At 62.4% G+C, this 18,388-nt stretch carries 22 protein-coding genes; 6 read left to right on the forward strand and 16 right to left on the reverse strand.

Features of this window, described 5'->3' with window-relative positions; genetic code table 11:
- Window positions 1–3: 3 nt before the first annotated feature.
- The 7 genes from pal to AC2FML_RS06725 all read right to left on the reverse strand — a co-directional run bounded on the left by pal (window position 4) and on the right by AC2FML_RS06725 (window position 5,297).
- Window positions 4–507: a peptidoglycan-associated lipoprotein Pal gene (gene pal / locus AC2FML_RS06695; protein ID WP_093962774.1), complete on the reverse strand. Its 504-nt coding sequence runs from the start codon at window positions 505–507 to the stop codon at window positions 4–6.
- An 87-nt stretch (window positions 508–594) separates the two neighbouring features.
- Window positions 595–1,914: a Tol-Pal system beta propeller repeat protein TolB gene (tolB, locus tag AC2FML_RS06700; protein ID WP_093962775.1), complete on the reverse strand. Its 1,320-nt coding sequence runs from the start codon at window positions 1,912–1,914 to the stop codon at window positions 595–597.
- Entirely contained in the window at window positions 1,911–3,002 is a 1,092-nt protein-coding gene (gene tolA / locus AC2FML_RS06705) for a cell envelope integrity protein TolA (protein ID WP_496782475.1), read from the reverse strand. Before tolA ends, tolB begins: the two co-directional genes overlap by 4 nt.
- Window positions 3,003–3,011: 9 nt before the next feature.
- On the reverse strand, window positions 3,012–3,488 hold the full coding sequence (gene tolR / locus AC2FML_RS06710; RefSeq protein WP_170337881.1) for a protein TolR: 477 nt from the start codon (window positions 3,486–3,488) through the stop codon (window positions 3,012–3,014).
- A gap of 1 nt (window position 3,489) precedes the next feature.
- Window positions 3,490–4,185, reverse strand: a complete 696-nt coding sequence (gene tolQ / locus AC2FML_RS06715) for a protein TolQ (RefSeq protein ID WP_170337879.1) — start codon at window positions 4,183–4,185, stop codon at window positions 3,490–3,492.
- Between the two features lie 108 nt (window positions 4,186–4,293).
- On the reverse strand, window positions 4,294–4,677 hold the full coding sequence (gene ybgC, locus AC2FML_RS06720) for a tol-pal system-associated acyl-CoA thioesterase (RefSeq protein ID WP_093962779.1): 384 nt from the start codon (window positions 4,675–4,677) through the stop codon (window positions 4,294–4,296).
- The gene (locus AC2FML_RS06725; RefSeq protein WP_170362909.1) at window positions 4,674–5,297 is read right to left on the reverse strand and encodes a hypothetical protein; all 624 of its coding nucleotides are present in this window, start codon (window positions 5,295–5,297) and stop codon (window positions 4,674–4,676) included. Before AC2FML_RS06725 ends, ybgC begins: the two co-directional genes overlap by 4 nt.
- Before the next feature lie 150 nt (window positions 5,298–5,447).
- On the opposite strand from AC2FML_RS06725, the gene AC2FML_RS06730 reads away from it, so the two are divergent.
- On the forward strand, window positions 5,448–6,182 hold the full coding sequence (locus AC2FML_RS06730; protein ID WP_496782478.1) for a hypothetical protein: 735 nt from the start codon (window positions 5,448–5,450) through the stop codon (window positions 6,180–6,182).
- A gap of 10 nt (window positions 6,183–6,192) precedes the next feature.
- On the opposite strand, the gene ruvB is transcribed toward AC2FML_RS06730, so the two are convergent.
- From ruvB to ruvC, 3 genes are read right to left on the reverse strand one after another with little or no spacing between them, the layout of a single operon-like run.
- Window positions 6,193–7,212 (reverse strand): Holliday junction branch migration DNA helicase RuvB, encoded by a 1,020-nt coding sequence (ruvB, locus tag AC2FML_RS06735; protein ID WP_149775762.1) that lies wholly within the window; start codon window positions 7,210–7,212, stop codon window positions 6,193–6,195.
- A gap of 4 nt (window positions 7,213–7,216) precedes the next feature.
- Complete coding sequence (gene ruvA / locus AC2FML_RS06740; RefSeq protein WP_496734389.1) at window positions 7,217–7,888, reverse strand: Holliday junction branch migration protein RuvA; 672 nt, start codon at window positions 7,886–7,888, stop codon at window positions 7,217–7,219.
- Window positions 7,885–8,382, reverse strand: coding sequence for a crossover junction endodeoxyribonuclease RuvC (gene ruvC / locus AC2FML_RS06745; protein ID WP_149775764.1), 498 nt, complete (start codon window positions 8,380–8,382; stop codon window positions 7,885–7,887). Before ruvC ends, ruvA begins: the two co-directional genes overlap by 4 nt.
- Window positions 8,383–8,715: 333 nt before the next feature.
- On the opposite strand from ruvC, the gene AC2FML_RS06750 reads away from it, so the two are divergent.
- On the forward strand, window positions 8,716–8,937 hold the full coding sequence (locus tag AC2FML_RS06750; protein ID WP_093962786.1) for a DUF1127 domain-containing protein: 222 nt from the start codon (window positions 8,716–8,718) through the stop codon (window positions 8,935–8,937).
- 106 nt (window positions 8,938–9,043) lie between these two features.
- On the opposite strand, the gene AC2FML_RS06755 is transcribed toward AC2FML_RS06750, so the two are convergent.
- The 4 genes from AC2FML_RS06755 to AC2FML_RS06770 all read right to left on the reverse strand — a co-directional run bounded on the left by AC2FML_RS06755 (window position 9,044) and on the right by AC2FML_RS06770 (window position 13,939).
- Window positions 9,044–9,388, reverse strand: a complete 345-nt coding sequence (locus AC2FML_RS06755; RefSeq protein WP_093962787.1) for a hypothetical protein — start codon at window positions 9,386–9,388, stop codon at window positions 9,044–9,046.
- 98 nt (window positions 9,389–9,486) lie between these two features.
- Window positions 9,487–10,365 (reverse strand): 50S ribosomal protein L11 methyltransferase, encoded by an 879-nt coding sequence (locus tag AC2FML_RS06760; RefSeq protein WP_480774698.1) that lies wholly within the window; start codon window positions 10,363–10,365, stop codon window positions 9,487–9,489.
- A 68-nt stretch (window positions 10,366–10,433) separates the two neighbouring features.
- Window positions 10,434–11,666 carry an MFS transporter gene (locus tag AC2FML_RS06765; RefSeq protein ID WP_480774697.1) on the reverse strand — a complete coding sequence of 411 codons (1,233 nt, stop codon included), beginning with the start codon at window positions 11,664–11,666 and terminating at the stop codon, window positions 10,434–10,436.
- Window positions 11,667–11,743: 77 nt separating this feature from the next.
- Window positions 11,744–13,939, reverse strand: a complete 2,196-nt coding sequence (locus AC2FML_RS06770) for a primosomal protein N' (protein ID WP_496782480.1) — start codon at window positions 13,937–13,939, stop codon at window positions 11,744–11,746.
- Window positions 13,940–14,030: 91 nt separating this feature from the next.
- On the opposite strand from AC2FML_RS06770, the gene fsa reads away from it, so the two are divergent.
- The 4 genes from fsa (at window position 14,031) to AC2FML_RS06790 (ending at window position 17,301) form a co-directional block, all read left to right on the forward strand.
- Window positions 14,031–14,684 (forward strand): fructose-6-phosphate aldolase, encoded by a 654-nt coding sequence (gene fsa / locus AC2FML_RS06775; RefSeq protein ID WP_170337507.1) that lies wholly within the window; start codon window positions 14,031–14,033, stop codon window positions 14,682–14,684.
- Between the two features lie 204 nt (window positions 14,685–14,888).
- Window positions 14,889–15,596, forward strand: coding sequence for a DUF484 family protein (locus AC2FML_RS06780; RefSeq protein ID WP_496782482.1), 708 nt, complete (start codon window positions 14,889–14,891; stop codon window positions 15,594–15,596).
- Window positions 15,593–16,513, forward strand: a complete 921-nt coding sequence (locus AC2FML_RS06785; protein WP_170370894.1) for a tyrosine recombinase XerC — start codon at window positions 15,593–15,595, stop codon at window positions 16,511–16,513. The genes AC2FML_RS06780 and AC2FML_RS06785 overlap by 4 nt, the downstream gene beginning before the upstream one ends.
- 92 nt (window positions 16,514–16,605) lie before the next feature.
- A complete protein-coding gene (locus AC2FML_RS06790; RefSeq protein WP_093962794.1) occupies window positions 16,606–17,301 on the forward strand; it encodes a CDP-alcohol phosphatidyltransferase family protein in 696 nt (231 codons plus the stop codon).
- Between the two features lie 30 nt (window positions 17,302–17,331).
- Here AC2FML_RS06790 and AC2FML_RS06795 read toward each other — a convergent pair whose 3' ends face one another.
- Window positions 17,332–17,799 carry a hypothetical protein gene (locus AC2FML_RS06795; RefSeq protein WP_170337856.1) on the reverse strand — a complete coding sequence of 156 codons (468 nt, stop codon included), beginning with the start codon at window positions 17,797–17,799 and terminating at the stop codon, window positions 17,332–17,334.
- Between the two features lie 76 nt (window positions 17,800–17,875).
- Window positions 17,876–18,331, reverse strand: a complete 456-nt coding sequence (locus AC2FML_RS06800) for a methylated-DNA--[protein]-cysteine S-methyltransferase (protein WP_170449215.1) — start codon at window positions 18,329–18,331, stop codon at window positions 17,876–17,878.
- Window positions 18,332–18,388 lie beyond the last annotated feature (57 nt).

Consider the following 18,388-nt stretch of genomic DNA (forward strand, 5'->3'; position numbering starts at 1 on the left):
CTGTTACCCCGTTGTGGAACCGGTCAGCACGGTGACCGCGCGGCGGTTCTTGGAATAGCATTCCTCAGTGCTGCAGATTTCGATCGGGCGCTCCTTGCCATAGCTGATCGTCTGCAGACGGTTTCCGGCCACACCGCGGGAAATCAGGTATTCACGCGCCGCATTTGCCCGACGGGCGCCCAGCGCAAGGTTGTATTCCCGCGTGCCCTGTTCATCCGCGTGACCTTCGATCGTGGCGACGTAGTCGGTATTGGCCAACAGCCACTGGGCCTGCCCCTGAAGGATCGTCTGCGCCTCGGGCGAGAGCGTGGACTGATCCACGGCAAACAGGACCCGGTCACCGATCGCCTGCTGGAAATAGGCGGGCGAACGTGGGTCGCTGGGAGAACCCGGGACGATTGCGCCGTTGCCGCCGGCGCCACCGCCCAAAGCCGAGGGATCGTTGTTGGTACATGCGGCCACCAGCGCCAGCGCGCCCAGAGCCGCAAACTTGCTCAATACGTTCATTTCTGTTGCCTCTTGTCCCGTTTGTTTATTGACGTCTGTCTATCACAGCCAGCCTGCCTTGTGAACTTCGGCGCGACCGGCGGTCTCTTAATTCAACAGTGGCCCCCAGGACGGGTCACTGCCACCGTCCGGGGTGCGTACGGGGCGCAGGTTTCGGCCCGAAATGTCGACCGAGTACAGGGTCGAACGCCCGCTGGCGCCCTGGGTTTCCCGCGCAAACATTATGACCCGGCCATTGGGCGACCATGTGGGCCCCTCGTCCAGGAACGAGGCGGTCAACAGCCGCTCCTCGCTACCGTCCAGTCGCATCACGCCGATATGGAACCGGCCCTTGTTCTGCTTGGTAAAGGCCACCAGATCTCCGCGTGGTGACCAGACGGGCGTCCCATAGCGCCCTTGGCCAAAGCTGATGCGGGTCGCCTCACCGCCATTTGCCGGCATGATATACAACTGAGGGCTGCCTGACCGGTCGCTCTCGAAGACGATCCGCGATCCGTCAGGCGAATAGCTGGGCGCGGTTTCAATTGCGGGCGTATTGGTCAGGCGCACGCTTTGCCCGGATGCCAGATCCATTTTCCACAGATCCGTATTGCCGCCCTGCGTCAGCGAGTAGACGATCGAGCGTCCATCAGGCGAAAAGCGCGGCGAGAAACTCATCGTACCTTCCTGAGTCTGCAATTCCTGCCGCTTGACCCGGCCAACATCCAGAACGTAGATCCGCGGACGGCCGCTTTCATAGCTAGTGTAGAGCAACCGGTCGCCCGTTGGCGAAAAGCGCGGGGCCAGAACGATCGCGGCACTGTCGGTCAGGTACTGAACATTCGCCCCGTCATAATCCATGATGGCCAGCCGCTTGCGGCGCTGATCCTTTGGGCCGGTTTCCGAGACAAAAGCCACTCGGCTGTCGAAATAGCCTCCTTCACCGGTGATGCGGCTGTAGACCTGATCAGCCACCTTGTGCGCCATTCGGCGCCAGCCCTCGGTTGTACCAGCAAATTGCAGGCCGTTGCCCAATTCCTGACCCGAGAATACATCCCAGACCCGGAACCGGACGGACAGGGTATTGCCCGAGACATTCACCGCGCCGGTGACCAGCGCATCGGCATTGATCGCCTTCCAATCCGCAAATTGGACCGGCGCTTCGAAACTGCTGACACGGCTGATGAATGCATCCGGCGAAATCTCACGGAACAGGCCGGTTCCGGTGAGGTCCTCGGCGATGACGCGGCTGATGTCGGCCGCAAACTGGCTGGCCGCCGGACTGTCCGGTACAAAGCTGGGCACCGCAAATGGCAAAGGTTCGATGATGCCTTCATCCAATTCCAGCCGAAGTGGGCCGGTTTGCGCAGACACGGGGGCCGACAGAAGGGTCAGGCCAACGAAGAGGCTGGTCAGAAGTTTCATCATTTGATCCGCATCCTCTCGGGATTGAAGGTGATCTCAATATCCTTCCAATGCTCGTATTTGTCAGCAGGAAGGTCATATCCTTTTGCTCCACAGCGCAAAATCGCACGCCGGGCGGCCTCGTATGCCTGTTTTGCGGCCCCGTCCGAGCCACCGGAGCTGTCCAGAAGCTGCAGGCTGCCGGGAACGATCGAGCCGTCGCGGTTCAGCGAGAAACCGACCACCACAACGGTCTTGAGCGCATCGGTCGACAACGAGCCCACGTTCCAGCACCGCGAAACAGCCAGACGCATCGCATCCTTTTCACCGCCGGTGAGAGGCGGACCGGACGGCTCGGACGCCCCGCCCAAGGCCTCGGCCAGCGCGTCATTGATCGCGGCCTCGTCGGGTTCCGCAGCCTGTTCGACAGGCTCGGCGGTCGCGGTCTGTTCGGTTTCCGCGGGCTTGGGCCGATTGGGCCGAACCCGGGGACGCGGCGAGCTTTGTGGCGACAGGTCCTTGGCCTCTTCCGCCTCGGTCACGATCTGGTCCGTGGCTTCCTCGGGCGCGGTCTGGTCTTGCTGCTCCTGCTGGATCTCAGCCCCTTCATCCAGCGAAACCGCCGGTGTTTCGATATCGTCCGGCTTTGCATCCAGTGGCGGCGGAGCGATGGGTTCGGGGGCCACCTTGTCCGCCGGGCGGGGCTGGGACTCGGGCAGCGCCGGCAAAACCGCAACCTCGGGTTCCGGTTCATCCAGTACCGGAGGCTGCTCGATCACGTCGGGTTCGGGTGGAGTCTCAACTGCCTCGGGTTGCGGCTCGGGCTCCGGTTCAGGTGGCGTGACCGGCTCGGGGCGCGGCTGTTCTTCGACCGACGGCTCCGGCACTTCGGGTGCCGGGGGTTGCACGATCGGGTCTTCCAATGCGTTGGGGGGCGTCGGAACTTCGGGCGCATCGCTTTGCGCCGTCAGGGCAGCGAATTGCTCAGCCGAAACCACCGACACCTCCTGCACTGCAAAAGGCAGCGGCTCGGATCGGAACGTGCCGCCGAACAGGGCCCATCCGATCAATGTCACATGGGCAATCGCCGAAATCTTGGTGCCGGTATCCACCGCGCAGCCTCACTCTCCGCCCGCGTCCAGCGCCGGCCCGCCAGTATCGGTGACAAGGCCCACATTCGAAAACCCGCCGGCATTCAACGCACCCATGACCTGCATGACCTGCGCATAAGGAATGGCGCCATCGGCCCGCAGGTAGACGCGGTCGCTGCTGCGCTCGGCAGCAATGGCGCGCAGCTTACCGATCAACTCGTCGCGGGACACCTCGGTGGTCTGTATCTGAACCCGCCCTTCGGCTGTCAGCGTGACGGTCAGCGGTTCCTCGTTGTCGCCGGGCAGAGCGCTGGCGGCAGTTTTGGGCAGATCAACCTCGACCCCCACGGTCATCAGCGGAGCCGCGACCATGAAGATGATCAGCAGCACCAGCATCACGTCGACAAAGGGTGTGACGTTGATTTCACCCATCGGCTGCGCACGCCCGCGCCGCCGCCCTCGGCGTCGTCCGTTGCCGCCAGACGATTGCTGGATCGCCGCACCCATGTCAGCTGTCCAACTGGCGGGACAGAATGGTTGCGAATTCGTCGGCAAAAGCCTCGTATCCGCCAACGATGTGATCGCTGTCCGCGCTAAGTTTGTTGTAGAAGATCACGGCCGGAATTGCGGCCAGCAGGCCAAGCCCGGTCGCCAGCAAAGCTTCGGCGATGCCCGGCGCCACGACGGCCAGGTTTGTGTTCTGCTGTTCGGCGATTTCGATGAAGGCGTTCATGATGCCCCAAACCGTACCGAACAGGCCGATGAACGGCGCGGTCGAACCCACGGTCGCAAGGATCGAAAGCCCTTTTTGCAAGCCTTCGGCCTCTTTTGCGATGGCCACATCCATCGAACGATCGATCCGGGCCTGTGCGCCGGCTATGAGTCCACCGTCGGCGCGGTGCGAGCGGCGCCACTCGATCATGCCGGCTGCGAAGATCTTTTCGGAACTGCCATCCGGCTGCGTTCCGATCTGTTCAAACAACTCGTCCAGCGGGTTGCCCGACCAGAACGCCTCGTCGAACACCTGCGCTTCGCGTCGCGCGCTGCGATAGGTGATGAGCTTTTGAATGATGATCGACCATGACCAGAAGGATGCGACCACAAGGATCAGCATCACCACTTTCACGATGAATGTCGCACGGGCGAACAGCCCCCACATGGAGAAATCGATCTCCTGCGCCAGCGCCAGCGTTTCAGCTTCCATGAACCTGCTCTTTGTTTTGCCTGACAGCCGTTGATTGGCCTTGTTTTGCCAAACGCTAGCGTAGTTAGGGGCAAATTGCCAACAGAACCACAGGGGCTGAGCAAATTGTTACAGCAATGCGCGAATCTCTGCCGGGAGCCGGATCGGCCGGCCATCCTGATTGACGCAAACGGCCGTCACGGTCGCGCGGAAGACTTCGGTCTCGCCGCGCCGGATGAGTTGAGCCATGGTCAGTCGCACGCCGGAAATCGCGACGACCTCGGTTTCGACCAGCAACTCGTCGTCGAACCGCGCAGACGCCAGATAGTCGGCCTCGACCCTTCGCACGACCCAGATGATACCAGCCTCGCGCATTGCGTTCTGGTCATTGCCCAGGTTGCGCACCCAATCCGACCGGGCGCGCTCGATATAGCGCAAATAGTTGGCGTGATAGACCACGCCCCCCATGTCGGTGTCCTCGTAATAGACCCGGACGGGAAAGACATGCTTCATTGCGTCGGCTCCATGCGTGCGAACAGCCGCAGCGCATGGGACGGGTCCCGCGCCACCGCCGGCAAAACCGGATCATAGGCTGCACGGATCAGCGCGGCAATGTCGGGCCGCAGGATCGTCGTGTCTCCCGCCACGGCCAGGGGCGAGCGCTCTCGGAAGGCTGTATCCGACCACAAAAGAATGGTCTGAACGACCTGCGACAACGCCAGCGTTTCGGCCGAAACTTTCGACAGCTCACTGTCCATCCTCACAAAGACAAACGCAGCACGGATCGCGCCGTCCGGATCGAACCTGAAGGCTCGATACTGGTTGGCTCCGCCAGCATCGAGCCGCTCGACCAGTGGCGCGAGGTCCGGGATCAGCCGGTCAAGGTCAGGCACTTCAAGCAGCTCGGCCCAATCGCGAAAAAAGAACACCATGCAGTTGGCGCCCAACTCGGGGTCGGTCTCGGCCATCTTATGGCCGGCCAGTGCCACGACCGCCTCGAACGCGCCTTTGACCGTTGCTAGCGTCTTGTCTTCCACACCAAATACGATCGGCACGATGGGCCGTCCCCAACGTGCGAAAAGATAGTTCCCGTCCGCGCGGCAAAACAACTCGGCAACACCCTCAGGCGTCATTGGCAATTCCCTCTTTTTTCAGTCTCGGGGCCGTTGTTTACTGTCGCAAACAAAGATATGCCCACGACAAACGCCATGTTGCCAGGCGTTACCGACACTACCAGAACAGACGGTCTCGGCCATCTCTGACAAGGACGAAACATCGACCCAATGCTTTCCTGGATCAGAAGAAATCCGCCACAGCACAAAGGACGGCTAACTCCTGAATTTGACCGCGTCTACCATTATCACATCAGAAAAACAGCCGGCTCTTCGGTGAATGCGGCGTTCCTGTCGGCGTTCGCCGGCAAGCGTGTGACAGTGAAAGCTCTTGCGGGCGCCCCCAAACACCGAATTGCCGGCGAGATCGGACCTGCGGTCGGCTGGAACGAGCGGCTGATAAAGGCGGGCAGCTTTGCCTACGCGTTTTCACATTCGCCGTTCCATTCACTAAAGGTGCCTGCCAAGACCTGCACATTTACTGTGTTCCGCGATCCGGTCGAGCGGGCCTACAGCCACTTTTTGATGCTGAAAGGGTATATTGAAAACGGCGTCGATCACCCCTGCCTGGCATCCGAAGGCGATTGGGCGAAGGGCGACTTTGCCGATTTCATCGCATCCGCTGACCGCGATCACCTGCTGCGTCAGCTTCTTATGTTCAGCGAAAACTTCGACGTGGACGAGGCTGTCGAGGCTGTGTCCTCTCTAGATCAAGTCGGTTTCTTTCACGAACTCGGCAATTTGCTTGAAAGCGCCCAGGCGTTGTTCTCGGTGGACTTGCCTATGCGCCACGAAAACAGGTCGTTGTCACGCAAAAAGCTGTCTGCGGAAGAATTGGCCGCATTCCGTCCTCATTTCGAACCCGAGTACGAGATGCTGGTGAAAATCCGCGAGCGTAAAGGCTGATCTACAGTCGTCAGCCAAACAGGTCGCTCTGTCCCTTGGGCGCGGCCATGCCCAAATGCGTCCAGGCCTTCTGCGCCAGCATCCGGCCGCGCGGCGTGCGTTGGATCAGGCCCTGTTGCAGCAGATAGGGCTCGATCACTTCCTCCAGCGAGTCGCGGCTCTCGGACAAGGCGGCCGACAAGGTCTCGATCCCTACCGGGCCACCGCCATAATTTTCGGCGATCAGTTTCAGATAGCGGCGGTCGGCGCCGTCCAAGCCCAGATTATCGACGCCCAACCGCGTCAGCGCGCCATCGGCCAATTCGCGCGTGATGCGGCCGTCGCCCTCGACGATGGCGAAATCCACGACCCGCCGCAGCAGCCGCCCGGCGATACGGGGAGTGCCCCGCGACCGGCGCGCGATCTCGCGCGCACCGTCGTCATCGGCCGGCGCGCCCAGCTTGCGGGCGTTGCGGGTGACGATCTCATGCAGTTCGTCCACGGTGTAGAATTGCAGCCGGGTGGGAATGCCGAACCGGTCGCGCAGCGGGGTGGTCAGCAGGCCCATCCGTGTGGTCGCCCCGACCAGGGTAAAGGGCTGCAGTTCGATCCGCACGGTACGGGCCGCGGGGCCCTCGCCGATCACCAGATCCAGCTCGAAATCCTCCATCGCCGGATACAGCACCTCTTCGACTGCCGGATTCAGGCGGTGAATCTCGTCGATGAACAGCACGTCGCGCTCTTCAAGGTTGGTCAGGATCGCCGCGAGATCCCCGGCCTTGGCCAGAACCGGCCCCGAGGTCATGCGGAAGTTCACCCCAAGCTCGCGCGCCATGATCTGCGCCAGCGTCGTCTTGCCCAAGCCCGGAGGGCCGTGGAACAGCGTGTGGTCCATCGCCTCGTTCCGCTGGCGGGCCGACTGGATGAAGATGCGCAGATTGGCCCGCGCCTCGGCCTGGCCGATGAATTCGTCCAGCCCCTGCGGGCGCAAGGCGCGGTCGTTGTCCTCGGGCAGAGGCTGCGGGCGCAGGGTCGGGTCGGCATCAACCATTCATTCAGCCTTTCGGAGCCAGCAGTTTCAACGCCGCGCGGATCAATTCGGCCTCGCCGGCATCGGGCAGGTTGGCGGCGGCCTCGGCCACGGCCGATGCGGCCTCGGACGGGCCATAGCCCAGGTTTGTCAGCGCCGACAAAGCACCCGCCGATGCCGCACCCGCGCCGGGTTTCGGGCCCCGCACCGGGGCCGGCGCCGGGTCTGCGGGTTCATCCACCTCGGCCACGGGGCCGTCCATCGCCTCGGTCACCGAGCCGCCCATCGCCATGACGCCGGGCGCCTTGTCTTTCAGGTCCAGCACGATGCGCTGCGCGGTCTTGGGCCCGACGCCTTTGGCCGCCTTTACCGCGCCCCAATCGCCCAGCGCGATGGCCCGGCTGACCCCGTCCGGCCCCAGCGCGCCCAGTATGGCCAGAGACACCTTGGCCCCTACCCCTTGAACCGAGCAGAGCAGCCGATGCCACTCTTTCTCGACCAAAGACAGAAAGCCATAAAGCTGCATCAGGTCCTCGCGCACCACCAGATCGGTGTACAGCGAGACCGCCTCGCCCACCCCAGGCAGGGCCGCCATGGTGCGGTCCGAGCAATAGACGATGTAGCCGACCCCGCGCACGTCGATCAGAAGGTGATCCGCCGCGCGGTAGTCGATGCGTCCGGTCAGTTTGCCGATCATGTGGCCACCTGCTTGATGCGCGCCTGCGGTGTCGCACCGTAGAACGCATGACAGATCGCGATCGCCAGCGCATCCGCGGCGTCGGCCCCCTTGGGCTGGCATCCCGGCAGTTGAAGTTTGACCATGTGCAGAATCTGTTCCTTCTCGGCGTGCCCCACGCCCACCACGGTTTTCTTGACCCGGTTGGGCGCGTATTCGCCCACCGGCAACCCAGCCTGCGCCAAGGTCAGCAACGCCACTCCGCGCGCCTGACCCAGCTTCAGCGTCCCGGCGCCGTCCTTGTTGACAAAGGTCTGTTCGATGGCTGCCTGGTCGGGCTGATGTTCGGCGATCACCTCGACGATCTGGTTGTGCAGCGACAAAAGCCGCTCGCCCAGATCATCCCCGTCGGATTTGCACAGGCCGTTGGCAACATGGCTCAGTCGGCTGCCATGTGATTCGATGACGCCCCACCCCAGGGTTCGCAGCCCCGGATCAATGCCCAGAATTCGCATGTTGTGCCTCGGCCTGCTCGGGTTTTCATTGTCTTTTCTCTCGATTAGCACGAAGCGTGAACATTTTCCAAGAAAATTGATCCGGCACCCAAATGCGACACGCCTGTTCCGTCCGCGACAACTCGGACGCATTGCGACCCTAGAAAGTCTGAAACCGACACATTCCCAAAGCAGTTTTCACCAATAATTTAAGGGACTTTCATCATTTTCGAAGCATTGCAAAAACTGCATAGGACACATGCAGTTTCAGCACTTGCAAGGTCAATCCGACATCACTAACTGGCCCGAGAATTCGACATTCAAACGTCAACACTGAACAGAAGGAAGCAGGATATGGCTGCAATTGACACAACCCGCGCCTCGATTGGCTCGTTTGGCCTTGTCGGCCGTATCGGCGCCTTTCTGGCATCCGTCGTGAACGCCGTTGTCGCCTGGAACGACGCACGCGTGACGCGCAACGCATTGAACGGTCTGAGCAACCGTGAACTGGAAGATATCGGCCTGTGCCGCGGTGACATCGACGAAGTCGCTGCGGGCCGCCGCCGTCTGTACTGAAACCACCCACTCTCGCCCCTATCCTCCCTCGGGGCAGCACAGAAACACCGCGGACCGAAAGGTACGCGGTGTTTTTGTCTTTTGAAGGCTCTTTAGGAGAGAGAGTTCAGTAGAGAATCTTGTTCAGCTGTGTCGAAAGGGCCTGCGACAATGGATCGATCTGCATGATCCACGCGCCCGCCTGTTCAACCGATGTCCCTTCGTTCAGGGCATCCACCCGATATTGGTATCCGGTCGGACCGAGATTGGACAGCAGGAACGCTTTGAAAGCAAAAAATCCGCACAGGCACAGCAACAGAACCTTGGCCGGAACCGCCGAGCGTACCCGCTGGGGTTTCATGACGACCAGACCATCTTTGCGCATGGTCGCGCGATAGCCACGGCTCATCTTGTTGTGTTTCTTTGTCAGCCGATGAACGCGCTGATCGAATTCAAGTTGTTTTCCTGTCATGGCAGCCTCCAAAAACCGCCCCCCAAATTCATTGGATGACGGTAGAAAGAGAATGCGTCAAAACCGTGGCAAAAATCCACAAAACTCCTGCAAATGGTCTAATTTGCGCCCTGTTTGGTTAAGACTAGCGTCGTCCATTCACCAATCATTGACCGATCCATCGTATTGAACCCGTTTCGTGAATAAACTGATTCCACTTCGTCGGCCTGCTCGTTGAGGATTCCCGACAGGATCGCATGTCCGCCTCCGCGCAGATTCTGCGCGATTTCCGGGGCAAGGGCCACCAACGGTCCCTTCAGAATGTTGGCGAAAATCAGATCGTAAGGCGCCGCCGCCTGGAGGTCAGGATGGTCAAATCCGGCAGCCTCGACACAACGGACGGCCCCGGCCATGCCGTTGGCCTTCAGGTTGGCCTCGGCTACGTCGACGGCGACCTGATCAATGTCGCTGGCCAGAATGTCACCGTCCCAGACCCGCGCCGCCGCCATCGCCAACACCGCCGTACCGCAGCCGATATCGGCGACCTTGCTGGCCTCGAACCCAGTCTCAATCAGCTTGTCCAGCGCCCGCAGACACCCCAGCGTCGTTCCGTGGTGCCCAGTGCCAAAGGCCATCGCCGCCTCGATCAGCAGCGGAATACGCCCCTCGGGCAGCTTGTCGGCATCGTGGCTGCCATAGACGAAAAACCGCCCGGCCTCGACCGGAGCCAGCTCGCGCCGGACATGGGCAACCCAATCGGTTTCCGGCAACTCCGACACCACGAAGGGCTTGGCCTCGAAGGCCGCCGCCAGCAGGGCCAGGGCGGCCTCGTCGGGGCTTTCGGTGAAATAGCCGCCGACCTCCCACAGGCCCGAGCCGTCCTCGACCTCGAAGACACCCACGCCGGTGGGTTCGGGCTCCAGACGCTCCATCGCTTCGCCCAGGCTGTCGGCCGCGGCTTTGCCTTTCAGGGTGGTCAGGGCGGTGAATGTGGGCATGGGAACCTCCTGCAGAAACCGCCTTTGCGCCTAGGGCCGTCAGCCGCCGAGGTCAAGCGTCGCGCGTGTCATTCGGCCGGTGCGGGCGCGTATTTCGAAAAGATGGTCTCGTTCCCCGGTTCGGGGTGGCGCGGGATCAGAAGCGACAGCGCCAGAGAGATCAGCGCCATACCCGCCGCCAGGCCGAACACCGTCCCCGGCGACACGACCCACAGCAGCCCCAGAAGCGCCGGCAGAAACACCGCCGCGATGTGGTTGATGGTAAAGGCCACTGCCGCGGTGGGGGCAATATCGGCCGGATCGGCGATTTTCTGGAAATAGGTCTTGAGCGCCAGAGCCAGCGCGAACAGCACGTGGTCGATGACGTAGAGAATGGCCGCCAGCAGCACGCCCCAGCCAAACCAGTAGATGCCGCCATACGCCGCAAATACGATGGCAAGGCCCAGATACTCGAAGATCAGAGTACGCCGCTCGCCAAACACCGCGACGGCCTTGCCCAGCAAAGGGGCGGCGGCCATGTTGATTATCAGGTTGATGAGGTACAGGCTGGTCAAGTGATGCACTTCGAAGCCGAAGCGCTCGACCATCATGAACCCGGCGAACACGACAAAGATCTGCCGCCGCGCGCCCGCCATGAACTGCAGCGCGTAATACAGCCAGTAGCGGCGGCGCAGCACGATCTTCTTGGTCTGCGGTGTCGGCGCATCGAATTGCGGATAGGCGATCAGGCAGAACAGTGCGAGTACCGCGGTCAGCCCACCAGCCGCCATGAAGACCGTGTTGTAGGACAGATCGAACCGATCCCACGTCAGCACGATCAGCCCATAGACTACCAGCGTCGAGGCCGACCCCATCGCCACCAGCCAGCCCAGCACCTGCGGGGCGCGGTCCTTGGGCAGCCATTGCAGCTGAAGCGACTGATTCACCGTTTCGTAGTAATGAAACCCGATCGAGCTGAACAGGGTCACGAACAGCAGCCCGCCGAGGCTGGGAAACCAGGCCGTCACCGCCGTGGCGACGCCCAGCAGCATCAGCGAAATCATGGCCAGCACCTGCTCGCGCACGAAAATTATCACCGCGATCACGCCCACGGCCAGAAAGCCCGGGATTTCTCGCACCGTGTGTAGCAGGCCGATGTCTGCCCCGTCGAAATCCGCGACTTCGATCACGAAGTTGTTCAGCAGTGCGCTCCATGCGTTGAAGGCGATCGGCATGGTCAGCGCCATCACGAACAGCAACGTGACGGGGCGGCGCCAGAACGGCAGGCTCTGGGCCTGGGACAGGGGCATCGGTTTCAGCATGAGAGTTCTCTACGCCCAATCCGCCCGGCTGGCGAGAGGAAATCCCCCGTGCACATGGGGTCTGCGCTGATGCAGAGTCAGTAGAAGCTCTGCGGGTCGATATCGACGGTCAGGCGGATGTCGCCCTTCAGGCGCAGAGGTGCGATCCAGCGGGCGATGGCGTCCTGGATCGGTGCCCCCTTGGGCGCCTTGACCAGCAGCCTTACCCGGTGCCGCCCGCGGATACGGGCAATCGGTGCCGGGGCAGGCCCAAAGACCTGTGCCCCGATCTGCCGCAGCGGCGCGTCATTGCGCGCCAATACGTTGCCGATGTCAAAGACGGGCCCGACCTCGGGGCCGGACAGCACGATCCCCGCCATCCGGCCATAAGGCGGCACCCCGGCCGCCTGACGCCCGGCGGCCTCGGCACGCCAGAACCCTTCCTCATCCCCCGACAGGATCGCGCGGATCACCGGGTGTTCGGGCTGAAAAGTCTGCAGCAGCGCCGTCCCCGGCTTGTCGGCCCGCCCGGCCCGGCCCGCCACCTGCCGCATCAGTTGAAAGGTCCGCTCGGCAGCGCGCAGGTCGGACCCGTGCAGGCCCAGATCCGAGTCGATCACCCCGACCAGCGTCAGGTTCGGGAAATTGTGCCCCTTGGCCACCAGCTGCGTGCCGATGACGATATCTGCGTCACCCTCGGCAATCTCTTCGATCTTGGCCTTCAGCGCCCGGGCCGAGCCGAACAGGTCGGAACTGAGCATGGCGATGCGGGGGTCGGGAAAGGTCGCCTCGGCCTCTTCGGCCAGACGTTCGATGCCGGGGCCGACCGGGGCCAGCTTGCCCTCGACCCCGCAGGCGGGGCAGGCTTCGGGCATGGGCTTGGTCTCGCCGCACTGGTGGCACATCAGACGTTTGAGGAACCGGTGTTCGACCATGCGCGCATCGCAGTGGTCGCAGGCGATCTGTTCGCCGCAGGCCCGGCACAGCGTCACCGGCGCATATCCCCGGCGGTTGATGAACAGCAGCGACTGTTCGCCCTTCTCGATCCGCGCCTGCACCGCTTGGCGCAGACTGGGGGAAATCCAGGTGCCCGGCTGCATCTTCTCGGCACGCATGTCGATGGTCTTCATGTCCGGCAGCACCGCCGCCCCAAAGCGCGCGGTCAGGTCCAGCCGGTCGTACTTGCCGGCCTCGGCATTGGCCCAGCTTTCCAGCGACGGCGTGGCACTGGCCAAGATCACGCGCGACCCGCAGATCGCCGCCCGCAGCACCGCCATGTCGCGCGCATTGTAATGCACGCCGTCTTCCTGCTTGTACGAGGTGTCGTGTTCCTCATCCACCACGATCAGGCCCAGATCGCGGAACGGCAGAAACAGCGCCGACCGCGCGCCCACCACCATCTGCGCATCGCCCTGCCCGACCATGCGCCAGACCCGGCGGCGTTCAGTCATCGTGGCACCGGAATGCCATTCGGCCGGGCGCGCGCCGAACCGCTCCTCGACCCGTGTCAGAAACTCGGCGGTCAGCGCGATCTCGGGCAGTAGCACCAGCGCCTGCCGGCCCATGCGCAGTGCTTCGGCCACCGCTTCAAGGTAAACCTCGGTCTTGCCCGACCCGGTCACGCCCTTCAGCAGCGTGGTGCCATAGGCGCCGCTGCGCAGCGCCGCGCGCAACGTGTCGGCGGCAGCAGTCTGGTCTGGGGTCAGCGCCTTGCCCGGCCGGTCCGGGTCCAGATGCGGATAAGGCAGGTCGCGCGGGCTGTCCTCCTCGCGCACGGCGCCCTGCTTGACCAACCCTTTGACGACCGACGAGGTGACCCCGGCCATCTCGGCCAGTTCCTTCAGGGTAAAGGCCAGCCCGCCATACTCACGCAGCACCTCCAGCACCCGGGCCCGGGCATCGGTCATGCGGTCGGGCATGCCGCTGCCCAGCCGATAGATCTTGCGCATCGACAGCGGGTCGCCCAGACCGGGCGCGCGGGTGGCCAGCCGCAGCATGGCCGGCATCGGCGTCAGCGTGTAATCGGCCGCGCGCTGCAGGAACAGGCGCATCTCTTCGCGCATGGGCGCCACGTCCAGCACCCGTATGACCGAACGGATCTTGCTGCGGTCGAAATCTCCGCGCCCCGCGCCCCAGACCACACCCAGAACCTTGCGCGGGCCCAGCGGCACCTCAACGAAGGCCCCCAGGAAACACCCCCCCTCGGGCGCCTTGTAATCCAACGTCCGGTCCAGCGGCTGGGTCGTCAGAACCGCCACCAGCTCACCTTGGTCGAAATGCACCGGGTCGCTCAATGCGCGCCTTTCTTCAGCAGGGGTTTCAGCACGGGTCTCTTTGAGGTAAAGGCATCCGCGAGCAAGGCCAACCCATCAAAGGACTGCCCCGATGAAATTCTTCGTAGACACAGCCGAAATCGACGCCATCGCCGAATTGAACGACCTGGGCATGGTGGACGGTGTCACCACCAACCCCTCGCTGATCCTGAAATCGGGTCGCGACATTCTGGAGGTGACCAAGGAAATCTGCGACCTGGTCGATGGCCCGGTTTCCGCCGAAGTCGTCGCCACCGAAGCCGAGGACATGATCGCCGAAGGCCGCAAGCTGGCGCAGATCGCACCGAACATCGCCGTCAAGGTGCCGCTGACCTGGGCCGGTCTGAAAACCTGCAAGACGCTCAGCGACGAAGGCCAGATGGTCAACGTCACCCTGTGCTTCTCGGTCAACCAGGCGCTTCTGGCGGCCAAGGCGGGCGCGACCTTCATCTCGCCCTTCATCGGACGTCTGGACGACATCAACCTCGACGGCATGGACCTGATCGCAGACATCCGTCAGGTCTATGACAACTACGGGTTCGAAACCGAAATCCTCGCCGCCTCGATCCGTAGCGTGAACCATGTGGCCGACAGCGCCCGCATCGGCGCCGACGTGATCACCGCCCCGCCTGCCGTGATCAAGAAGCTGGCTGATCATCCGCTGACTGACAAGGGGCTCGAGGCCTTCCTGTCGGATTGGGCCAAGACCGGCCAGAAGATTCTGTGATCCATTGATCCCAAGTACAACCGCGCGGCCCGCCCGGGGCCGCGCCTGGCCCAACTGCAGTGGGCCTGATCTTTGATCAGAAGCCTGCAGGCGGGAGCCACGCCCCCACACACGGCGCCTAATCCACCTAAACGTGCATTTTTCCCAAGGTATTTCCGGGCACCCGTGCTATAACGCCCCTAACAAAAAAAGACCGGACAGGATATGAGCAGCAATCCCAAACTCGAGGACAACCTCCGCGCCGCGATTCTGGCCGAGCCGGACGCCGTGCTGGACGACAAGGATTTGATGCAGGCGCTGGTCGCCGCAAACGAACGCGCCCGCGGAGACAACATCATCGACCTGCGCGGCATCGCCATGCAACGGCTTGAGGCACGGCTGGACCGGCTGGAGGACACTCACCGCTCGGTCATCGCAGCTGCCTACGAGAACCTCGCCGGAACCAACCAGGTTCACCGCGCCATCCTGCGCCTGCTCGAGCCGACGGAATTCGAGGACTTTCTGCGCGTGCTGGGTACGGAAGTTGCCGAAATCCTTCGCGTCGACCGCATCACGCTGGTCCTGGAAACGACGATGGTCCAGCAGGACCCAAGCATCGACCGGCTGGACGGTGTTCTGGCCGTGGCGGAACCGGGTTTCGTGCAGTCCTACATGGACAACGCACCGAACCACCCCGCACGCGAGGTTGTCCTGCGCGAAATTCGCCAGCCCAACCGCAGAGTGCACGGGGATCAGCTGGACCAGCTGCAATCTGAGGCGTGTATGCAGCTGGATCTCGGCAAAGGGCGTCTGCCGGGCATGATTGTTATGGGGGCGCGCGACCCAAGGCACTTCTCGCCTCAATTGGGCACTGACCTGCTGGCCTTTTTTGCATGCGTATTCGAACGGTCGATGCGCCACTGGCTGTCGTGAGCCTGATCTCTCCAGCCTGCCGCGATGCGTTGCAGTTGTGGCTGGAGGGGTTGACCGCTTTGGCGGGCCGTTCGGAAAACACCATCAACGCCTATCGCGGGGATGTCTCGGATTTCCTGTCTTTCATGACTTTGCATCACAGCGAACGGCAGGGGCTGGCGGCGCTCGAGCGCATCACCGTTTCGGACATGCGGGCCTGGATGGCACAGCAACGCGAATCCGGCGTCGGGGCGCGGTCACTGGCGCGAAAACTGTCCGCCGTCAAAAGCTTCTATCGCTGGCTGGCCGAACGCGAGGGGTTCGAGCCCACCGCCGTACTGTCCACCCGCGCCCCGAAATACACCAAGAAACTGCCGCGCCCGCTGGCCGAAGACGCCGCCCGCGCCATGATCGAGACGGTCGAGCTGCAATCCGGATCAGATTGGGTTGCCGCCCGCGATGTTGCCGTCGTGACCCTGCTGTATGGCTGCGGCCTTCGCATTTCCGAAGCCCTGTCCCTGACCGGCGCGGATGCCCCCCTGCCCAACACGCTGAGAATTGTCGGCAAGGGTGACAAGGAAAGGATCGTTCCGGTCATCCCCGCCGCGCGCCAGGCGGTCGACCGATACCTTGAGTTGTGCCCACATCCCCAAAGCCCGACCGCACCATTGTTCCGCGGCGTACGAGGCAAAGCCCTGAGTCCGCGGGCAATTCAGGGCGTCATGGCCAAAGCGCGTATGCAATTGGGTCTTCCGGCAACGGCCACTCCACACGCGATGCGGCACAGCTTTGCCACCCATCTTCTGTCGGCCGGCGGAGACCTCCGGGCCATTCAGGAACTGCTGGGTCACGCGTCCCTTTCGACCACACAGGCCTATACCGCCGTCGACACTGCGCGCCTCATGGAGGTGTACAACCGCGCGCACCCCAAAGCCTGAGACGCTGCGGAATTGCAGCAACCACATTTCGGCGCCGATACCGGGGGCTTTTTGCTTTGCATCTCGGGCGCGCATCGTACATGACACGGGTCATGACACTCAGATTCAAAGCCTTAGCCGTTCACCTGTTCACCGCGACCGGAGCCGTATTTGCGATGCTGGCCATGCTGGCCGCGGTCGAGGAAAAGTGGAGCCTGATGTTTCTGTGGCTGGTCGTTTCGTTCATCGTCGACGGAATCGACGGCCCCTTGGCCCGGCACTATCACGTCAAAAAGAACGCACCCGAGTTCGACGGTGTTCTGCTGGATCTGATCATCGACTATCTGACCTACGTCTTCATTCCGGCCTATGCGCTGTTCAAATCCGGTCTGATGGACGGCTGGACCGGCTGGTTCGCGATCATCGTCATCACATTCGCCAGCGCGATGTATTTCGCTGACACGCGGATGAAGACCAAGGACAATTCCTTTTCCGGTTTTCCGGGCTGCTGGAACATGGTCGTGGTGGTGATCTTTGCGCTGAAGCCCGACTTCTGGTTCAGCCTCGTCCTTGTGGCGTTGCTGGCCGTTGCAATGTTTCTGCCCCTGAAATTCATTCACCCCGTGCGCACCGAACGCTGGCGCAACCTGTCCCTGCCCATGGCCTTCGCCTGGACTTTTTTTGCCGGATGGGCCGCTTGGGTGGATTTTCACCCGCAAAGCTGGGCGCATTGGGGTCTGGTGGTGACCAGCCTGTATCTGGTCTCGGCGGGGATCGCCCAGCAAATCATGCCGCCGAGCCGCGATTGAGACGCGGCCCGAACGGGCGAAAATCACAGATCAGAGAATTTCCCGAATCTCGAACTCGGTGCCATTATGGGTGAAGACGTCGCCCTTGCGCATTCCGGCCATGGCCAGATAGATCGGGCTTTGGGTTGAAATCCCCATATATGTTTCGCCATCCACGTCGAACTTGGTGGTCGACACGCAGACGACGAAATGCCGATCGCCCAGCCAGACTACGGCGCCCGGCTGCACTGTATCCGTCAGGCTGAAATCGGTGTTTTCGATCACGTCAATCTTGGCATGATGCGCATGCACCGGCCCGTCAAACGCGGCGGCCAGATCTGCGCTTTCGCGCGATGCCGCGATATCATCCTTGTCGTGGCCTTCCCGGTCATCCAATTGGGACTCTTTCTGAAAGGCATCGTGGTGCGCCTGCGCCGTCGCCAACTCCTGTGCCTCCAACGCCATCAATTGGTCAATGATGGCCTTCTTCCGGGCGGCGGGGTCAATTTTCGCAGTCATGAATTGCAGTCCTTCGGGTTCGAAAACTGTCTCAGGTTGGGACGCTTTGCGAAAGATTGCAACCGGATTCCGGCGGTCAGATCAACAGACTGGCAGCGCCCTCGTGACGCAACAGGGCAACCTTGCCCTCAACCCCGCCCTGCCCCGAGAACCCGCCAAGGCCGCTTGCCGCCAGAACGCGGTGACAGGGAATGATCACCGGAATCGGGTTGGCGCCACAGGCCTGCCCGACAGCTTGCGCCGGACATCCAAGATCCTGCGCGATATCACCGTAAGTCCGCGTGTCACCGAAAGGAATCGCGGACATCAAGCCGCAGACCTGTTTCTGGAATTCGGACCCAACGACACGCAGTGGCAAGTCGAACTCTTGCAACCGGCCCTCGGCATAGGCCCTGATCTGTGATGCCGCTTCGATCAGCAGCGGAGTCGTCTCACCCGTTGTGTGACCGTCCCACACCAGACTGGTGATGGCACCGTCCTCTTCTTCGATCCCGAGGCATCCGAACTGGGTTTCCACTGCAATCATCGGCATGGGCGCAGAGTTTCAGATCGGCGAGTGCGTCGCAAGCCGCAAGAAAAACCCCCGCGC

This window comes from Ruegeria sp. BHSC029, assembly GCF_059613085.1.

Coding starts and splice junctions, on each gene's coding strand:
- AC2FML_RS06780 (WP_496782482.1), top strand. CDS start 14,889: ATGAGCAGCAATCCCAAACTCGAGGACAACCTCCGCGCCGCGATTCTG.
- AC2FML_RS06750 (WP_093962786.1), top strand. CDS start 8,716: ATGGCTGCAATTGACACAACCCGCGCCTCGATTGGCTCGTTTGGCCTT.
- AC2FML_RS06795 (WP_170337856.1), bottom strand. CDS start 17,799: ATGACTGCGAAAATTGACCCCGCCGCCCGGAAGAAGGCCATCATTGAC.
- AC2FML_RS06730 (WP_496782478.1), top strand. CDS start 5,448: ATGCTTTCCTGGATCAGAAGAAATCCGCCACAGCACAAAGGACGGCTA.
- pal (WP_093962774.1), bottom strand. CDS start 507: ATGAACGTATTGAGCAAGTTTGCGGCTCTGGGCGCGCTGGCGCTGGTG.
- AC2FML_RS06765 (WP_480774697.1), bottom strand. CDS start 11,666: ATGCTGAAACCGATGCCCCTGTCCCAGGCCCAGAGCCTGCCGTTCTGG.
- AC2FML_RS06760 (WP_480774698.1), bottom strand. CDS start 10,365: ATGCCCACATTCACCGCCCTGACCACCCTGAAAGGCAAAGCCGCGGCC.
- fsa (WP_170337507.1), top strand. CDS start 14,031: ATGAAATTCTTCGTAGACACAGCCGAAATCGACGCCATCGCCGAATTG.
- AC2FML_RS06790 (WP_093962794.1), top strand. CDS start 16,606: ATGACACTCAGATTCAAAGCCTTAGCCGTTCACCTGTTCACCGCGACC.
- tolR (WP_170337881.1), bottom strand. CDS start 3,488: ATGGGTGCGGCGATCCAGCAATCGTCTGGCGGCAACGGACGACGCCGA.
- ruvC (WP_149775764.1), bottom strand. CDS start 8,382: ATGCGAATTCTGGGCATTGATCCGGGGCTGCGAACCCTGGGGTGGGGC.
- tolB (WP_093962775.1), bottom strand. CDS start 1,914: ATGATGAAACTTCTGACCAGCCTCTTCGTTGGCCTGACCCTTCTGTCG.
- AC2FML_RS06755 (WP_093962787.1), bottom strand. CDS start 9,388: ATGACAGGAAAACAACTTGAATTCGATCAGCGCGTTCATCGGCTGACA.
- tolQ (WP_170337879.1), bottom strand. CDS start 4,185: ATGGAAGCTGAAACGCTGGCGCTGGCGCAGGAGATCGATTTCTCCATG.
- ruvA (WP_496734389.1), bottom strand. CDS start 7,888: ATGATCGGCAAACTGACCGGACGCATCGACTACCGCGCGGCGGATCAC.
- AC2FML_RS06725 (WP_170362909.1), bottom strand. CDS start 5,297: ATGACGCCTGAGGGTGTTGCCGAGTTGTTTTGCCGCGCGGACGGGAAC.
- ybgC (WP_093962779.1), bottom strand. CDS start 4,677: ATGAAGCATGTCTTTCCCGTCCGGGTCTATTACGAGGACACCGACATG.
- AC2FML_RS06800 (WP_170449215.1), bottom strand. CDS start 18,331: ATGCCGATGATTGCAGTGGAAACCCAGTTCGGATGCCTCGGGATCGAA.
- ruvB (WP_149775762.1), bottom strand. CDS start 7,212: ATGGTTGATGCCGACCCGACCCTGCGCCCGCAGCCTCTGCCCGAGGAC.